Genomic DNA, 16,877 nt, shown 5'->3' with positions numbered 1-16,877 from the left:
GCGAATTTCAGAGGTGAAACTATATGAAGTGGAATAAATTTAGAATCAAGACAACAACCGAAGCAGAGGATATTGTCAGCAGCAGTCTGATGGAGCTTGGTATCCAGGGAGTAGAGATGGAGGACCGACTCCCGCTTACTCAGTCGGATAAGGAGCAGATGTTTGTGGATATTATGCCGGAGATTGCTGTGGATGACGGCGTGGCATACATCAGCTTTTATCTGGAGGAAGAGGAAGATAAAGATGCGATTCTGGCTGCGGTAAGGGAAGAGCTTGCGGATATTGGTACCTATGTGAATATAGGAGAGGCTTCGATTGAGGAATCGCAGACAGAGGATGTGGACTGGGTAAATAACTGGAAAAAGTATTTCCATCAGTTTACAATTGACGATGTGCTGATTATTCCATCCTGGGAGGATGTTCAGCCGGAGGATGAAGATAAGATGATTATTCATATTGATCCGGGCACGGCATTTGGTACAGGTATGCATGAGACGACGCAGCTTTGTATTCGTCAGATCAAGAAATATGTGACACCGGATACGGTGATTTTAGATGTGGGATGCGGAAGCGGTATTCTGGGAATGCTGGCTCTGAAATTCGGGGCAAAGTATTCTGTTGGAACCGATCTTGATCCCTGCGCAATTGATGCGACTCATGAAAATATGGAAGTAAATGGTATTTCCAGAGAACAGTATGAAGTGATGATTGGAAATATCATTGACGACAAAGCAGTTCAGGATAAAGTGGGCTATGAGAAATATGATATTGTAGCAGCGAATATTCTGGCTGATGTGCTGGTACCTCTTACACCGGTGATTCTTTCTCAGCTTAAGCCGGGCGGAATCTACATTACCAGCGGAATCATTGATGATAAAGAACAGACGGTGGTAGATGCCGTGAAGGCGGCAGGTCTTGAAGTACTGGAAGTAAATCATCAGGGAGAATGGGTTTCTGTTACAGCAAGAAAGAACTAGAAGCACAGGTAGGGAATATAGAAGATGCAGCATTTTTTTGTGACACCGGAACAGGTGCGTGAACGGAAAATTTATATAGAAGGTTCAGACGTGAATCATATGAAAAATGTGCTTCGCATGCGAATCGGAGAGGTGCTGGAGGTCAGTGACGGCAATAATCATAAGTACTGCTGTCATATTGAAGCATTTGAGCAGGGGCTGGTAGTTCTGGAGATTGATGAGGAACAGAGTACGGATACGGAGCTTCCATCCAGAATCTGTTTATTTCAGGGACTTCCGAAAGGTGATAAAATGGAACTGATCATCCAGAAGGCAGTAGAACTGGGGGCTTCGGAAGTGATTCCGGTTTCTACCAGGCGTTCTATTGTTAAACTGGATGCGAAGAAGGCGGCAAAGAAGGTGGAACGCTGGCAGGAGATTGCGCGCAGTGCGGCAAAACAGTCCGGGAGAGGTGTGATACCGGAGGTGTCAGAGGTTCTGGGCTTTAAAGAAGCACTGGAATATGCGAAAACACTGGATGTTGTGTTGATTCCATATGAACTGGCAGAGGGAATGAAGACGACCCGAACCGTGATCGAATCTATTCGGCCGGGACAATCGGTAGGTATTTTTATTGGACCGGAAGGCGGTTTTGAAAAAGAAGAAGTGGAACAGGCAATAGCAGTCGGTGCGAAGGAAATTACGCTGGGACGGCGGATACTTCGAACGGAAACTGCCGGAATGACTACGCTGTCCATTCTGATGTATCACCTGGAAAATGAAAACGCATAAATTATAGTAAAAGAGAAAGAATAGGAGTTTATCATGGAAGTTTATTTGGATAATTCTGCGACTACCAGAGCCTATGAAAAAGTAGGCGATGTGGTGCGGCATGTAATGTGTGAGGATTATGGCAATCCTTCCTCGATGCATTTCAAGGGTGTAGAAGCAGAACGCTATATAAAAGAAGCCAGGGAAGCTTTTGCGAAGATCCTTAAGGTTCAGGAAAAGGAGATATTCTTTACCTCCGGAGGAACGGAGAGCGATAATCTGGCACTGATAGGGGCTGCGAGGGCTAATCATCGAGCCGGTAAGCACCTGATTACTTCATCCATTGAGCATCCGGCAATTTTGAATACCATGCGGTATCTGGAAGAGGAAGAAGGATTCCGGGTGACGTATCTCCCGGTAGACCGTTATGGAAGAGTGAGGCTGGACGCTTTGAAGGAAGCGCTTTGCGAGGATACCATACTTGTTTCTATTATGTATGTCAATAACGAGGTGGGGTCTGTTCAGCCTATAACAGAAGCGGCCAGCATTGTAAAAGCATATAATAAAAACATTCTGTTCCATGTGGATGCTGTTCAGGGTTTTGGAAAATATCACATTTATCCGAAAAAGATGAAGATTGATATGCTTTCCGTGAGTGGTCATAAGATTCACGGTCCAAAGGGAACAGGAATTTTGTATATTGGCGATCATGTAAAAATTAAGCCCATTGTATTTGGTGGTGAACAGCAGAAAAATATTCGGTCCGGTACGGAAAATGTTCCGGGAATAGCAGGCCTGGCGGCGGCAGCGAAGGAGATTTATAAAGACCTGGATGCCAAGGTGGCAGGGATGAGAGAGCTTAAGAAGCATTTTATTGAAGAAGTGACAAAGATTGAGAGCACAACCGTTCACGGGCTCTATGATGAGACCAGTGCACCACATATTATCAGTGTGGGATTTGCCGGAATTCGTAGTGAGGTTCTCCTGCATGCACTGGAGGACAAGGGCATCTGTGTTTCTTCCGGTTCAGCCTGCGCTTCCAATCATCCGGCCATCAGCGGGGTGTTAAAAGGAATCGGGGCAAAGAAGGAATATCTGGATGCAACCCTTCGGTTCAGTATGTCAGAATTTACTACACTGGAAGAGATAGACTATACACTGGAAACATTGAACAGTCTGGTGCCGATGCTCCGCAGATATACCAGACACTAGAAAGATGACGGGTTGACGGATGCGGGGTACGCATCCGCCACTAGATGAAAAAGAGAGGAAAGAAAAATGACATTTCAGACATTTTTAATAAAGTATGGAGAAATTGGAATCAAGGGTAAGAACCGCTATCTGTTTGAAGATGCGCTGGTGCGTCAGGTGCGTTATGCGCTGAAGGATTTGGATGGAAATTTTGAAGTTCACAAATCTCAGGCCCGAATTTATGTGGATTGTGAAGGCGACTATGACTGTGATGAAGTTGTGGAAAGCCTAAAGAGAGTATTTGGAATCGTGGGTATTTGTCCGGTAGTCCGCAAAGAGGATCAGGGATTTGAACAACTGAAAAAAGATGTAGTTGCTTACATGGATGAGATGTATCCGGATAAGAATATTACATTTAAGGTAGAGGCAAGAAGAAGCAGGAAAACCTATCCGCTGAATTCTATGGAAATCAATTATTCTGTAGGGGAAGCGGTATTGGATGCATTTCCGGAGATTCGTGTGGATGTGCACAAGCCGGATGTCATGCTTCATATTGAAGTGAGAGAACAGATTTATATCTATTCTCAGATCATTCCGGGACCGGGAGGAATGCCGGTAGGAACCAACGGAAAGGCAATGCTTCTGCTGTCCGGTGGTATCGACAGTCCGGTGGCAGGATATATGATCGCAAAGCGGGGTGTTGGTCTTGAGGCTACTTATTTCCATGCACCGCCGTACACCAGTGAACGAGCAAAACAGAAGGTTGTGGATCTGGCTAAAATCGTTTCCAGATATTCCGGACCGATTAAGCTGAATGTGGTGAACTTTACGGAGATCCAGCTTTATATTTATGATCAGTGTCCGCATGATGAACTTACGATTATCATGCGTCGTTATATGATGAAGATTGCAGAACATTTTGCAAAAGAACACGGATGTCTGGGAATGATCACCGGTGAGAGTATCGGCCAGGTGGCAAGTCAGACCATGCAGAGTCTCGCAGCAACTAATGAGGTTTGTACGCTTCCGGTTTACCGTCCGCTTATCGGATTTGATAAACAGGAAATTGTCGAGGTCTCTGAAAAAATTGGTACTTACGAGACATCCATTCAGCCCTTTGAGGACTGCTGTACAATTTTTGTGGCAAAGCATCCAGTAACAAAACCAAATATCAATATTATCAAAAAGTCAGAAGAGAATCTGGCAGAGAAGATTGATGAGCTGGTTCAGACAGCAATCGATACGGTAGAGGTTATAGAAGTAAAATAGGTAAAAAAAGATACGTCGGAATGTGAATACATTTCGACGTATCTGTGTTGTTTTTAGAACGATGATTCTGAAATAATTATACCAGGTATGGTTTTAAAACTTCAAGAACTGCATCAGCGTTGTCATCAGCGTGGATGTTCAGATCAATCGGTTTGGAAAGATCCAGGCTGAAGATACCCATGATAGATTTTGCATCGATTACGTATCTGCCGGATACAAGATCGAAATCATAATCAAACTTGGTAATATCATTAACGAAAGATTTGACTTTGTCAATTGAGTTTAAAGAAATTTGTACTGTTTTCATCGGAAAATCCTCCTTGTTTTTTATTTCATCCTTTATAAAATATCTTAAGAGTTGAAAGTGCAAAAGTCAAGGAATAAAATGCCAAAGAATTCAGATACAACGGATTGATCTTATAACAAATTGTATAAGACATTATGAAACAGGTAGAGGAGAAACAGAAAAATGAAAAAAGCAGCATTACACAATCTGGGCTGTAAAGTAAATGCATATGAGACAGAGGCAATGCAGCAGATGCTGGAGGAAAATGGTTACGAAATTGTTCCGTTTAAAGAAGGAGCGGATGTCTATATTATCAATACATGTACGGTGACGAATATGGCAGACAGAAAATCCAGGCAGATGATTCATCGGGCAAGGAAGATGAATCCTGATGCGGTTATCGTGGCGGCAGGATGTTATGTGCAGGCACAGGGCGAACAGGTTGATGAATGTATCGATATTGTAATAGGAAATAACAGGAAGAAGGATCTGATAGAGATTCTGGATGCATTTTGGGAGAAAAAATCTGTCAGGGAAACAGTTATTGACATTAATCACACTTCTGAGTATGAAGAACTTCATCTGTCCAGGACAGCAGAGCATACGAGGGCATATATTAAGGTGCAGGACGGCTGCAATCAGTTCTGCTCTTACTGTATTATTCCTTTTGCAAGGGGAAGAGTCAGAAGCAGAGAGCGTATGGACGTTGTTTCGGAAGTGGAAAAACTGGCACAGGCAGGATATCAGGAAGTAGTGCTTACGGGAATTCACCTGAGCTCCTACGGAGTGGATACCGAGGACAGTCTCCTGAATCTGATACTTTCTGTTCATGAGGTGGAAGGAATCAGTAGAATTCGCCTTGGATCATTGGAGCCCCGGATCATTACAGAAGAATTCGTAAAAACGATTGCATCTCTGCCAAAGATGTGTCCACATTTTCATCTTTCACTGCAGAGTGGATGTGATGCGACACTGAAGCGGATGAACCGGCGGTATACGGCGGATGAATATTTTGAAAAATGTGAGCTTCTGCGGAAATATTTTGATCATCCGGCTTTGACGACGGATGTTATTGTAGGATTTCCGGGAGAGACGGAAGAAGAATTTGAGCAGTCAAAGGCTTTTGTGGATAAAGTGAATTTTTATGAAACTCATATTTTTAAATATTCCAGAAGACAAGGAACAAAAGCGGCTGAAATGGATAATCAGGTGCCGCATGAGATTAAGACAAAGAGAAGTAATGAGATGATTGCTCTCGGTGAAGAAAAGCGAAAGGCATACGAAGAAAGACTGGTGGGAACCACCGTGGAGGTTCTGATGGAGGAACCGGTAACGGTTGACGGAGAAGTTTATCAGGCAGGGCATACCAGAGAATATGTCAAGATTGGATTAAAAACAGAAGAGAATATGTCAAACCGGCTGGTGAATGTAGAAATTGAGAACCATTTACAAATATTACGTTGAATTTTCAATTGGATTCATGTAGAATAGTATAGAAGTATTTGGGAAGGACGTGAGCAGGATGAAGGATTTATCAAATACCCAATTTTTTCAGGTAGAGACGGGGCCGCAGATCAGTGCAAAGGATATACTGGAAATTGTATACAAGGCTCTGAGCGAGAAGGGATATAACCCTGTGAATCAGATCGTAGGGTACATTATGTCGGGTGATCCCACATATATTACCAGTCATAATGGAGCCAGAAGTCTGATTATGAAGATGGAACGGGACGAGCTGGTAGAAGAGATGCTGAAGACGTATATCGAACATAACAATTGGGAATAATTGATTATGAGAATTATGGGATTAGATTATGGCTCTAAGACCGTAGGGGTCGCAATCAGCGATCCGCTGGGTCTTACAGCCCAGGGAATTGAGACGATTTGGCGGAAAGAGGAAAATAAGCTGCGAAGGACATGTGCGCGTATTGAGGAATTAATTTCTGAATATGGTGTGGAAAAGATCGTACTTGGACTTCCCAAGCATATGAATAATGATATTGGAGACAGAGCGGAAAAATCTTTGGAATTTGGTGAGATGCTGAAACGGCGCACAGGGCTGGAAGTGGTGATGTGGGACGAGCGTCTTACTACGGCGCAGGCAGAACGGACTTTGATGGAAGGTAAAGTGAGAAGAGAGGACCGCAAGCAGTATATCGATAAGATTGCCGCTGTTTTTATTTTACAGGGTTATCTGGATTCAATCTATCAGAAGGAGTCTTCCTCTTTAATTTAAAAATGTACCTCATGATATATGAGAGGATAATCTGAGGAGTATAGAATGGAAAAGATTAAATTCATGTCTGATGATACAGGCAGAGAAGAGGAGTTCTTTGTACTGGAACAGACAAAAGTCAACGGAACATCCTACATTCTGGTTACTGATTCTGAGGAAGATGACGCAGAATGTTTGATTTTAAAAGATACATCTAAAGCAGAAGATACAGAAAGTGTGTATGAGATCGTGGAGGATGACGTGGAGCTTGGAGCGCTTCTCAAGGTGTTCGAGGAGCTCCTGGAGGATGTGGATATCGAAAGGTAATTGCTATGTCTATTAGTCAGGAAAAATTCAAGGAAATGCTGAAAGAAAAGGGGCTTAAAGTGACCAATCAGCGGTTACTTGTATTAGAAGTACTTGCGGACCATCGTGACAGACACATGACCGCGGAGGACATTTATGAGCTGGTAAAAGAAGACTATCCGGATATCGGACTGGCTACCATTTACCGTACCGTGCAGCTGCTTCTGGAAATGCAACTGGTGGATCGTATCAATCTTGATGACGGATGCGTGCGTTATGAGATCGGGGAGATGCCCGGTAATGAGGCAAAGCACCACCATCATCATCTGATATGCAAAACATGTGGAAAGATACTCCCGTTTAAGGATGATCTTCTGGATGAACTGGAGGGACATATTGAGATGGCAACGGGATTTCATGTGTTGGATCATGAGTTGAAGTTCTATGGACAGTGCAGGGAATGTCTGCTAAAAGAAGACGGAACAAAATAACACATGGAGGTGTAAATTTGAAGAAAGGAAACAATGGAAAACTGCGTATCATTCCACTTGGCGGACTTGAGAAGATTGGAATGAACATTACTGCCTTCGAGTACGATGACAGTATTATTGTTGTGGATTGCGGTTTGGCCTTCCCGGAGGATGATATGCTGGGAATTGACCTTGTAATCCCGGATATCACTTATCTGAAGGATAATATTCAGAAGGTGAAAGGATTTGTGATTACTCATGGACATGAGGATCATATTGGAGCTTTGTCCTATGTGCTCAGGGAGATCAATCTTCCGATATATACGACGAAGCTTACAATGGGTATTATTGAAAAGAAACTTTCAGAGCATAATCTGCTTCGCAATACCAGAAGAAAAGTTGTAAAGCACGGACAGTCTATAAATCTGGGACAGTTCCGAATTGAATTTATTAAGACAAATCACAGTATTCAGGATGCATCCGCTCTTGCAATCTATTCACCGGCAGGTATCGTGGTGCATACGGGAGATTTTAAAGTAGATTATACACCGGTATTTGGTGATGCCATTGATCTGCAGAGGTTTGGTGAGATCGGTAAGAAGGGTGTACTGGCATTGATGTCGGACAGTACCAATGCTGAGCGCCCGGGATTCACTCAGTCAGAGAGGACAGTTGGACATACGTTTGATCATTTATTTGCGGAACACCGTAATTCCAGAATTATTATCGCTACATTCGCTTCTAATGTAGACCGTGTGCAGCAGATTATTAATTCAGCGTATAAGTATGAACGGAAGGTAGTTGTAGAGGGTCGAAGCATGGTCAATATTATTTCTACAGCTCAGGAACTGGGATATTTGAATGTACCGGATAAGACACTGGTAGAGATTGACCAGCTTAAGAACTACCCACCGGAGAAGACGGTGCTTATTACTACGGGAAGTCAGGGCGAGTCCATGGCGGCTCTTTCCAGAATGGCTGCGGATATTCATAAAAAAGTATCTATTATGCCGAATGATACGGTTATTTTCAGTTCTAATCCGATTCCGGGTAATGAAAAATCCGTGTCTAGGGTTATTAATGAGCTGTCCGAAAGAGGAGCGCACGTTATTTTCCAGGATGCTCACGTATCAGGACATGCCTGTCAGGAAGAACTGAAACTGATATATTCACTGGTAAAACCGAAATATGCCATTCCGATTCACGGTGAATACCGTCATCGGAAGGCAAATGCGGGCCTGGCTCAGGCTCTTGGTATTCCGAAGGATCATATATTTATGCTGCAATCCGGAGATGTGCTGGAGCTCAGCGATCAGGAGGCAAAGGTTGTAGATAAAGTGCATACCGGCGAGGTTCTGGTAGACGGACTTGGTGTAGGAGATGTTGGAAATATCGTTCTGCGTGACCGTCAGCATCTGGCTGAGGATGGCATCCTTATTGTTGTTATGACATTGGAGAAGGGAACGAACCGGCTGCTTGCAGGTCCGGATATTGTTTCCAGAGGATTTGTCTATGTACGGGAGTCCGAGGGACTGATGGAGGATGCAAGGCGCGTATTGGAGGATGCGGTGGACAGATGTCTGAGAAATCAGCGCGGCGCGGACTGGAGTAAGATTAAACTGGTTGTCCGTGATACGATGAATGAATTTATCTGGAAACGTACCAAGAGAAGACCGATGATCCTGCCGATAATTATGGATGTGTAAAATTGGGGACGTAGTAAAATGCATTTTACTACGTCCTAAATTGTCAAATGGGGTGTACCTTTTTGCATTTTGTGGTGTACCCAAATGAAAGGTTTGAAAGAAATGATAGTTGATGAACGTATGGTAACTTACATTCATTCTCTGGAAATGCCGGATTCTAAACTATTGGAAACCATTGAGCAGGAGGCGCTTGCAGATCATGTGCCGATTATAAGGAAGGAGACCCAGAGCTTTTTAAAGGTGCTTCTTCAGATTCAAAAGCCTATGCGAATTCTGGAGGTTGGAACTGCGGTGGGTTTTTCTGCTCTTTTGATGAATGCTTATGCGCCGGAGGGAAATCGAATTACGACTATAGAAAAATACGAAAAGAGAATTCCGATTGCCAGAGAGAATTTCAGAAGAGCGGGAAAGGAAGAGGAGATTACCCTGATTGAGGGAGATGCCCTGGAGGTTTTAAAAAATCTTGGGGGAACCTATGATCTGATTTTCATGGATGCGGCGAAGGGACAGTATATACATTACCTGCCGGAAGCAATCCGTCTGCTGGAGCCGGGAGGGCTTCTGGTGTCGGATAATGTGCTGCAGGACGGAGATGTGATCGAATCGAGATTTGCGGTGGAGAGGCGGAATCGTACGATTCACAGTCGAATGAGGGAGTATCTCTATGAGTTAAAGCATAATGAGAATCTGCTGACATCGATCGTACCCCTGGGAGACGGACTTGCTCTCAGCGTAAAACAGGGCGAGAAGAATGTATAGCAGAATGTACAGGAAAATAACTGAGAAAATAAGAAATATCAGAAACGTCAGGAATATCAGAGAGGAGTAACGGTAAGATGATAAGACGCCCTGAATTATTAATTCCGGCCAGCAGTCTGGAAGTGTTGAAAACAGCAGTCATCTTTGGCGCAGATGCAGTGTATATCGGCGGCGAAGCATTTGGTCTGCGGGCAAAGGCTAAGAATTTCTCCATGGAGGATATGCGGGAGGGAATCACGTTTGCTCATCAGCACGGAGTCAAGGTGTATGTGACTGCAAATATTCTGGCACATAACAGTGATCTGGCAGGAGTGAGAACATATTTTGAAGAGTTGAAGGAAATTAGACCGGATGCATTGATTATTGCAGACCCAGCTGTATTTGAGATTGCAAAGGAAGTGTGCCCGGAGATTGAACGGCATATCAGCACTCAGGCAAATAATACCAATTACGGGACCTATAATTTCTGGTGGAAGCTGGGGGCAAAGAGAGTGGTGTCGGCCAGAGAGCTTTCTATCGAAGAAATTAAGGAAATACGTGCAAATATCCCGGAAGAAATGGAGATTGAGAGTTTCATTCATGGGGCGATGTGTATTTCCTATTCCGGCAGATGCCTGCTGAGCAACTATTTTACCGGAAGAGATGCCAATCAGGGGGCATGTACCCATCCGTGCCGCTGGAAATATGCGGTGATGGAAGAAACACGGCCGGGAGAATATATGCCGGTTTATGAAAATGAGAGAGGAACCTTTATTTTCAACTCTAAAGACCTGTGCATGATTGAGCATATTCCGGAGCTGATCGATGCTGGGATCGACAGTTTGAAAATTGAAGGAAGAATGAAGACAGCCCTGTATGTGGCAACTGTGGCCAGAACCTATCGGAAGGCTATTGACGATTATCTGGAGGATCCGGAAAAATATAAGGCTAATATGCCATGGTATCTGGATCAGATATCCAACTGTACTTATCGACAGTTCACTACGGGATTCTATTTTGGAAAGCCGGATGAAAATACACAGATCTATGACAGTAATACGTATGTAAAGGAATATACCTATCTGGGAATCATCGGGGAGGAAAAGGATGGTATGTACCGCATCGAGCAGAGAAATAAATTTTCTGTCGGGGAACAGATTGAAATAATGAAGCCAAATGGTGATAATATAGAAGTGACAGTCCAAAGAATCGTGAATGAGGACGGACAGGAGCAGGAGAGTGCACCACATCCGAAACAGGTACTGTACGTGGATTTGGGATGTGAGGCACAGAGATATGATATACTGAGAAGGCGTGATTAAAGCCTTTCTCAGGAAATTCTGTGAATGAGGAATAAAGGGAGTAACAAAAGGGGAGAGATTTATTAATGAGGGATAAATTCATTCTGGGTCTATTATGTCTGGTCTGCTTATCCGGGCTGTGGAAACTGGAATGTCATGCAGAGATTGCGGGAGACGATGCATTTTCTAATCTGACGTGGGAACAGGTCTATGAAGAAAACATTCAGGGAGAGTACGGAGTAGTGCAGTCTATCTGTTCAACGGAGGATTATATAATCTGTATTGAAAATACATCAGATGGCGAGGATGTTCCGGATATTGTCTCGGCATATTATAAAAATGATATGGATAAAGATGGAAATCCGGTAGAGAAGTATTCACTGGCTAATCGTGCGAGTGATACCAACTGGGAGCATGGAAATGGAATGGCTTATAATCCCAATACCCATGAAATTTATGTGGCATTGTATACCAATATGCACCCGGAAAACAGAGGATGTCTCTATGTGATGGATCCGGATACTCTGGCGTACAAAAGGACGATTAAAGTCAGTGATGATTACAATGTGCTGGGAATTGATTATGATGAAAATGAAAACCGGTATATCATTCAGACAAATGTAGACGGTGGATACAGTTTTAAAATTCTGGATGAAAATTTTCAGGAAATCGAGGACCTGGGAAGCTATGCGGATACGGCTAAGGGGAATAATTTTCAGGACCTTGTGCTGGTGGGAGATTATATTATGAATTTTCCATTGACTTTGAATCTGGGAATTGGCGATTATCTTCATGTGTATTCCATCTCAAGAAGAGCCTTGGTTGCGGATCCGCAGATTGATTTTAAATTTGAAAATATTGTATCGGATGAGCCGGAATCCCTATGTGAGATTGAAGAGGGAGTCTATCTGTCGGTGGTAAATGTGACGGATGGGAATGGAACGAGGATGTTCCGATTCTATCAGGTAGAGATACCCTATTATTTCCAGATGAATACTGAGGCGGAAAACGGAAAAGTAAGCGAGAGTACGAAAGTACTGGGTGGAGAGGATTATAAAGTGTCTTATAAACCGGATGACGGGTACCGGATTTCCGAACTTACGGTGGATGGAAAAGAGAAGAACATTGAAAAATATGAGACGGGGTATGTGTTAAAGAACATCCGGACAGATCATAATCTGAAGGTGAGTTTCAAGAAAAAATTTGTAATTCCGATTTTCGTATATATTCTTGTAATTTTATTTGCCGGAGCAGGATTATTTGCTTATTCAGTTCATGTGAAAATGGTTCGAAGAAGAAAGTATCTGAGAACACAGAGAAAGAGAAGAAGGCTTGCAAGAGAATATGGGTCAGGAATATAAAAAAAGCCGTGCGCTTCAATCGAAAAAAGATTGGGCGCAGCGGCTTTTTGTGCGCCGATTGGCGCACTCCACTAAAGGAGAAGAGAAATTAAATTTCATAGTATGATTGCCTTATGATTCCATTTCCAGTTCCGGAACAGGTTCTGCTTTCGGAAGAGAAATGGATTTTATTTTTTTCTGGAAGATCATGGATCCAACCAGACCAGCCACACATCCGCCTAATATTGCAAAGGCAAGAGCTCCCAAAACATGGAGCGGCGGATTAAATGCAAATGGTGCCAGAAGACCAGGTATCGGTGATGCGGTTCCCGGTGCATTGTTAATGATATGGAATGCCGCTGCCGAAATTCCGGCAAAACCGCCGCCAAAGAAGTTGGAGCAGTAAATCGGGATTGGATGCGCAGTGATGATGTCAGCCTGAGTCAGAGGCTCCAGCATAACAGCGATGACATTACTCTTGTCACCAAGTTTCAGACGGGCAAAAATCAGTCCGTTTGTGAAGGAACCTCCTACACATGCAATGGCAGCAATTCCCATAGCCAGACCATCCAGACCCAGCATAGCAGTAAGAGCCATGGAACTCAGAGGTGAAGTACAGATCATCTTGATAATACCACCTAACAGGAATCCCATCAGGATTGGTGACTGTTCTGCAGCAGCGGAAATCGTACCGCCAATCTGAGCCAGTGTTGCATTTACCACAGGGTTCACTAAAATAACAATTGCTCTTGCAATCGGTGCAATCAGAAGAGATCCAACGATAATGTTTAATCCCTCAGGAAGTTTCTTTTCGATAATTGGTGCAATGAGACCGATTATGTATCCGGCAATGAAACCTGGAAGAATACCATATCCGCCGACTGCGACGCCGGCAACTACGGCAAATACCGGATTGGCACCCATCGCAATGGGAACTGTGATAGCTGCAGCTACTCCTCCTAGGCTTCCGGAAGTTTCACCCAGAGTCTTGAAGAAAGAAAAGCCCAGCAGATCACCGGTAATGTACTTATGTACTGCTTCTACCAGAAAAGTAGCAATCGCAGCATTAGCCATACCGGACATGGCAAGCTGACCTTTGGGCATTTTCAGACTAAAGAGAGAAAATCCCGCCAGAGTTAACAGTAACAACCCAATTCCTGAAATAATTGTCATCATAAATCTTTCACCTCGTAATTTGTTATTGATTGAATTTATTAGTCCGTTCGTTTATTGATGAAATCAATATAGAATAAAGGTTTCAAAAAGTTTCAGAAAGTATCATGATGAACATTAAAAAATAGAAAAGCACTCATATTTTGTGCAAATTTACCAAAGACAAAATGGAGTGTTTTATATATTAAGCCTAACATCAGTGTTTGCAGGTGACTAAAAGGGCATTTATGAAATTTTTTATTTTCACATTACCGTGTTTGTCGGATTTTCCCCGGATAAAATCCATTTCTTTTCGAACCTGCTCAAAGTTGTAAAGTGAGTTGGAATACTCTGTAAATATCTCATTACCGTAGTCCTCCAGTCCCAGATGAGCCAGGTTCACCATGCCGGTGTTTGCAGCCCGGCGGATACGCTGTTCCATAGATTTGGGAGCATCAGTAAAATGACTGCAAAGTTCGTTGAGCGTAATGTCTTCCAGCGCCTGTCCGCTTTTTATCAGATAATCAATGATCATAATAATGTCTTTACATCCGGTGTCACCTACGATTCCAAGCTGCTGAAGGATACGCTGCAGGCGGGGCAGGTAGTCAGTTTCGGTCGGGGAGGCAGAAGAACTCTGACTGCTGTTTGTCATACTGTCCTGGAAAATAGACTGCATTTTTTGCATGGTACGCTGCATGGACAGACTCTGGCACACATTTTTGATTACAGTTTCTACCTCAATACTGTTGATCGGCTTTTGAATGTAGAATTCTATACCTGCTTCATAAGCAGAGGCAATCATGTCTTTGGAAGACACCTGCGAAAGCATGATAAAAGCGGTCTGAGGCAGGAGCGTCTTTGCCCTTTTTACAAATGTAATACCATCCATTTCCGGCATGAGAAGATCTGCAATTATAATATCAGGATTGATGTAGCGGATATCCTCCAGTGCCTCAGGGGCGTGATTACAGGTACCGCAGATTTCCCCCAGTCCGCGGGTCTGTATGATGATTTTTAAAATATTGGTAATCGTTTTATCGTCGTCAAGCAGAAATATTTTCATGGCAGTCTGACCTCCAGTTTGTCTTTTGGTATATGAATCAGGAAAGTAGTCTTTCCGGGAACGGAGGAAAGAGAAATTTCCCCGTTCAGTTCCTGTTCTACAATATCCTTTACAATATTAAGTCCCAGTCCCCGGTTAATCGTTCCGGTATCAAAATTAATCTTTGTAGAGAAGCCGGGTTCAAACACCTGACTTTGAAAATCCGGCTGGATGCCGGGACCGTCGTCCGTGATGGAAAAGATATAATCCTTATCATCTTCCGTCTGCGTAAGCTGGATGGATGGATTGGGTTTTTTTGATGCTTCCAGTGCGTTTGCAAAAAGATTATGAAAAACAGACAGCAGGAGATAAGGTTTGGCCGTATACAGGCTGCTGTTACATTTTATGAGTATTTCAGGTTCCTTGTCCAGTTCTCTTGCCTCTGTCAGAAGTGCACTTTGAAGAATGGAACAAATGTCAGAGATCAGCATTCCTTCTTCGCTGGATTCTGTCTGCAGTGCTTCGGATAATCCTCTCATAATCAGAAGATATTCTTTTTTGATTTCATGAATGTCTCTGGCAACTGTCAGTGCGTCGCGGGAGAGGGTGGAATCTTCCGACATTTCCGTAAGCCGCTGATAAAGCTGGTAAGAAGTATTCATGGTAGATTCAATCAGGGAGGTGTTTTTCTGCATCCAGATGACCTCTCCATTTAACCTGGAAATCAACACCATAAGCCGCTGATATCGTTCGGCGTGCTCCCTGTTCATCAGAGTAAGGCGATACCGGTCGAAGATGGTGAGTATCATCCATAAAAGTAAAGTTCTTGCCAGAGCTACCAGAAGAATACTGAATTGTGTGCGTGGCTCGAAAGCCTGCATGTGGATGCGGAGCAGCAACTCGCTCAAATTGGAAAGATAGTCCATAAAAAACAGCGGAAACAGATAACTGACAGTAAAAGCAGAGTTTTGTTTCCTGCGGGTATATATGTATAATAGCATTCCATATACAAGGTAAAATATCATCTCAGGGAAGCTTGAAAGGGCAGCCTGACTGAGATAACCATGCTGTACCCAGTAAAGGAGGATGCGTGAAAGAAATACGCCCAAAGCCGAAATCAGTGTGACGGGAAGAAGGGCAAAATCATCAAGTAAAAATAAAAAAGCAGGAAGACAGATAATAGCAACGGATATTTTGAAATTGTCGATAAACAGATTCAGGTTGATCTGCGCAGCAAAAATAATCATAAGACTCAGAAATAAAGTTTGATAATATCTGAACTTCTGTAAAGATTTTATTTTATTCATAATGCAATTCCCCATTTAATAAACATTCTCTCAAACATGACAAACAAGTTTAGGATAATGGTATCACAAATTTTTATGATTTCAAATAGAAAAGCGGGCTTTTTAGAAAAATGCCCGCAATTTTTCAATAGCACTTTTTTCGATTCTTGATACATAGGAACGGGAAATACCAAGCCGTTTTGCAATTTCGCGCTGGGTATATTCTTCTTCATTATATAAACCGTAGCGCATTTTCAGAACCAGGCGTTCTCTGGGAGAAAGGGCAGATTCAACTTTAGAATAAAGCAGGCGCACATCCTGTTTTAAAACAGCATTTTGATGGGCATCATCTGTGTCTGTCTCGATAATATCAAAAAGCTGTATTTCGTTTCCTTCCCGGTCTGTTCCGATGGGTTCATAGAGGGAAACCTCTTTGGAAGTTTTTTTGCGGGAGCGAAAATACATAAGGATTTCATTTTCGATACACCTGGCGGCGTAGGTACCGAGACGGACGCTTTTTTCAGGGTCGAAGGTTACTACAGCTTTGATCAGTCCGATCGTACCGATGGAGAGAAAATCTTCGGCATCCTCTTCTGTTGTCTGATATTTCTTTATAATATGAGCAACAAGACGCAGATTCCGTTCAATCAGAATGTGCTTTGCTTCAAGGTCGCCTTCCGTATATTTCTGGAGATAGTACTGTTCTTCCGCGGTAGTGAGAGGTTGGGGAAAGGAGTTCAAGCGAAGCACCTCATGATGTTGTTAATTATATTTTATGAAAATAGAAGAAAAATTGTGCTTTTCCATACTGCCCGGAACGCATGTAATATCATGGACAAGAGGGT

General features: G+C 43.1%; 18 protein-coding genes. 13 read left to right on the top strand and 5 right to left on the bottom strand.

What is annotated here, in order from left to right; all coding sequences use genetic code 11:
• Window positions 1–23: 23 nt before the first annotated feature.
• The 4 genes from prmA (at window position 24) to thiI (ending at window position 4,187) form a co-directional block, all read left to right on the top strand.
• The gene (gene prmA / locus ACQRCC_RS05695; protein ID WP_427849844.1) at window positions 24–977 is read left to right on the top strand and encodes a 50S ribosomal protein L11 methyltransferase; all 954 of its coding nucleotides are present in this window, start codon (window positions 24–26) and stop codon (window positions 975–977) included.
• 24 nt (window positions 978–1,001) lie between these two features.
• A complete protein-coding gene (locus ACQRCC_RS05690; protein ID WP_427849843.1) occupies window positions 1,002–1,748 on the top strand; it encodes a 16S rRNA (uracil(1498)-N(3))-methyltransferase in 747 nt (248 codons plus the stop codon).
• A 33-nt stretch (window positions 1,749–1,781) separates the two neighbouring features.
• Window positions 1,782–2,939: a cysteine desulfurase family protein gene (locus tag ACQRCC_RS05685; protein WP_427849842.1), complete on the top strand. Its 1,158-nt coding sequence runs from the start codon at window positions 1,782–1,784 to the stop codon at window positions 2,937–2,939.
• 66 nt (window positions 2,940–3,005) lie between these two features.
• Entirely contained in the window at window positions 3,006–4,187 is a 1,182-nt protein-coding gene (thiI, locus tag ACQRCC_RS05680; RefSeq protein ID WP_427849841.1) for a tRNA uracil 4-sulfurtransferase ThiI, read from the top strand.
• 76 nt (window positions 4,188–4,263) lie between these two features.
• Here thiI and ACQRCC_RS05675 read toward each other — a convergent pair whose 3' ends face one another.
• A complete protein-coding gene (locus ACQRCC_RS05675) occupies window positions 4,264–4,494 on the bottom strand; it encodes an HPr family phosphocarrier protein (protein ID WP_427849840.1) in 231 nt (76 codons plus the stop codon).
• Between the two features lie 162 nt (window positions 4,495–4,656).
• Between ACQRCC_RS05675 and mtaB the strand changes: the two genes are divergently transcribed.
• The 9 genes from mtaB (at window position 4,657) to ACQRCC_RS05630 (ending at window position 12,570) form a co-directional block, all read left to right on the top strand.
• Complete coding sequence (gene mtaB, locus ACQRCC_RS05670; RefSeq protein WP_427849839.1) at window positions 4,657–5,937, top strand: tRNA (N(6)-L-threonylcarbamoyladenosine(37)-C(2))-methylthiotransferase MtaB; 1,281 nt, start codon at window positions 4,657–4,659, stop codon at window positions 5,935–5,937.
• A gap of 58 nt (window positions 5,938–5,995) precedes the next feature.
• Window positions 5,996–6,259: an IreB family regulatory phosphoprotein gene (locus tag ACQRCC_RS05665; protein WP_427849838.1), complete on the top strand. Its 264-nt coding sequence runs from the start codon at window positions 5,996–5,998 to the stop codon at window positions 6,257–6,259.
• 6 nt (window positions 6,260–6,265) lie between these two features.
• Window positions 6,266–6,709 (top strand): Holliday junction resolvase RuvX, encoded by a 444-nt coding sequence (gene ruvX / locus ACQRCC_RS05660; RefSeq protein ID WP_427849837.1) that lies wholly within the window; start codon window positions 6,266–6,268, stop codon window positions 6,707–6,709.
• 45 nt (window positions 6,710–6,754) lie between these two features.
• Complete coding sequence (locus tag ACQRCC_RS05655; protein WP_427849836.1) at window positions 6,755–7,015, top strand: DUF1292 domain-containing protein; 261 nt, start codon at window positions 6,755–6,757, stop codon at window positions 7,013–7,015.
• A 5-nt stretch (window positions 7,016–7,020) separates the two neighbouring features.
• Window positions 7,021–7,485, top strand: coding sequence for a Fur family transcriptional regulator (locus ACQRCC_RS05650; protein ID WP_427849835.1), 465 nt, complete (start codon window positions 7,021–7,023; stop codon window positions 7,483–7,485).
• Window positions 7,486–7,502: 17 nt separating this feature from the next.
• Window positions 7,503–9,170, top strand: a complete 1,668-nt coding sequence (locus ACQRCC_RS05645; RefSeq protein ID WP_427849834.1) for a ribonuclease J — start codon at window positions 7,503–7,505, stop codon at window positions 9,168–9,170.
• A 102-nt stretch (window positions 9,171–9,272) separates the two neighbouring features.
• Complete coding sequence (locus ACQRCC_RS05640; protein WP_427849927.1) at window positions 9,273–9,929, top strand: O-methyltransferase; 657 nt, start codon at window positions 9,273–9,275, stop codon at window positions 9,927–9,929.
• A gap of 77 nt (window positions 9,930–10,006) precedes the next feature.
• Window positions 10,007–11,230, top strand: coding sequence for a peptidase U32 family protein (locus tag ACQRCC_RS05635; protein WP_427849833.1), 1,224 nt, complete (start codon window positions 10,007–10,009; stop codon window positions 11,228–11,230).
• Between the two features lie 65 nt (window positions 11,231–11,295).
• Window positions 11,296–12,570 (top strand): hypothetical protein, encoded by a 1,275-nt coding sequence (locus ACQRCC_RS05630; protein ID WP_427849832.1) that lies wholly within the window; start codon window positions 11,296–11,298, stop codon window positions 12,568–12,570.
• Between the two features lie 111 nt (window positions 12,571–12,681).
• Here the strand turns inward: ACQRCC_RS05630 and ACQRCC_RS05625 are convergent, their stop codons facing one another.
• From ACQRCC_RS05625 to sigK, 4 genes are all read right to left on the bottom strand, one after another.
• Window positions 12,682–13,722 carry a PTS sugar transporter subunit IIC gene (locus tag ACQRCC_RS05625; RefSeq protein ID WP_427849926.1) on the bottom strand — a complete coding sequence of 347 codons (1,041 nt, stop codon included), beginning with the start codon at window positions 13,720–13,722 and terminating at the stop codon, window positions 12,682–12,684.
• Window positions 13,723–13,918: 196 nt separating this feature from the next.
• Window positions 13,919–14,767 carry a response regulator gene (locus ACQRCC_RS05620; protein WP_427849831.1) on the bottom strand — a complete coding sequence of 283 codons (849 nt, stop codon included), beginning with the start codon at window positions 14,765–14,767 and terminating at the stop codon, window positions 13,919–13,921.
• Complete coding sequence (locus tag ACQRCC_RS05615; RefSeq protein WP_427849830.1) at window positions 14,764–16,053, bottom strand: sensor histidine kinase; 1,290 nt, start codon at window positions 16,051–16,053, stop codon at window positions 14,764–14,766. Before ACQRCC_RS05615 ends, ACQRCC_RS05620 begins: the two co-directional genes overlap by 4 nt.
• A 102-nt stretch (window positions 16,054–16,155) precedes the next feature.
• The gene (gene sigK / locus ACQRCC_RS05610) at window positions 16,156–16,773 is read right to left on the bottom strand and encodes an RNA polymerase sporulation sigma factor SigK (protein WP_427849829.1); all 618 of its coding nucleotides are present in this window, start codon (window positions 16,771–16,773) and stop codon (window positions 16,156–16,158) included.
• Window positions 16,774–16,877 lie beyond the last annotated feature (104 nt).

The sequence above is a fragment of the Sporofaciens sp. SGI.106 genome (assembly GCF_050314255.1).
Lineage (GTDB): Bacteria > Bacillota > Clostridia > Lachnospirales > Lachnospiraceae > Claveliimonas.
Note: the sequence above shows the minus strand (reverse complement) of the source record. Positions and strands in the feature narration are given on the sequence as shown.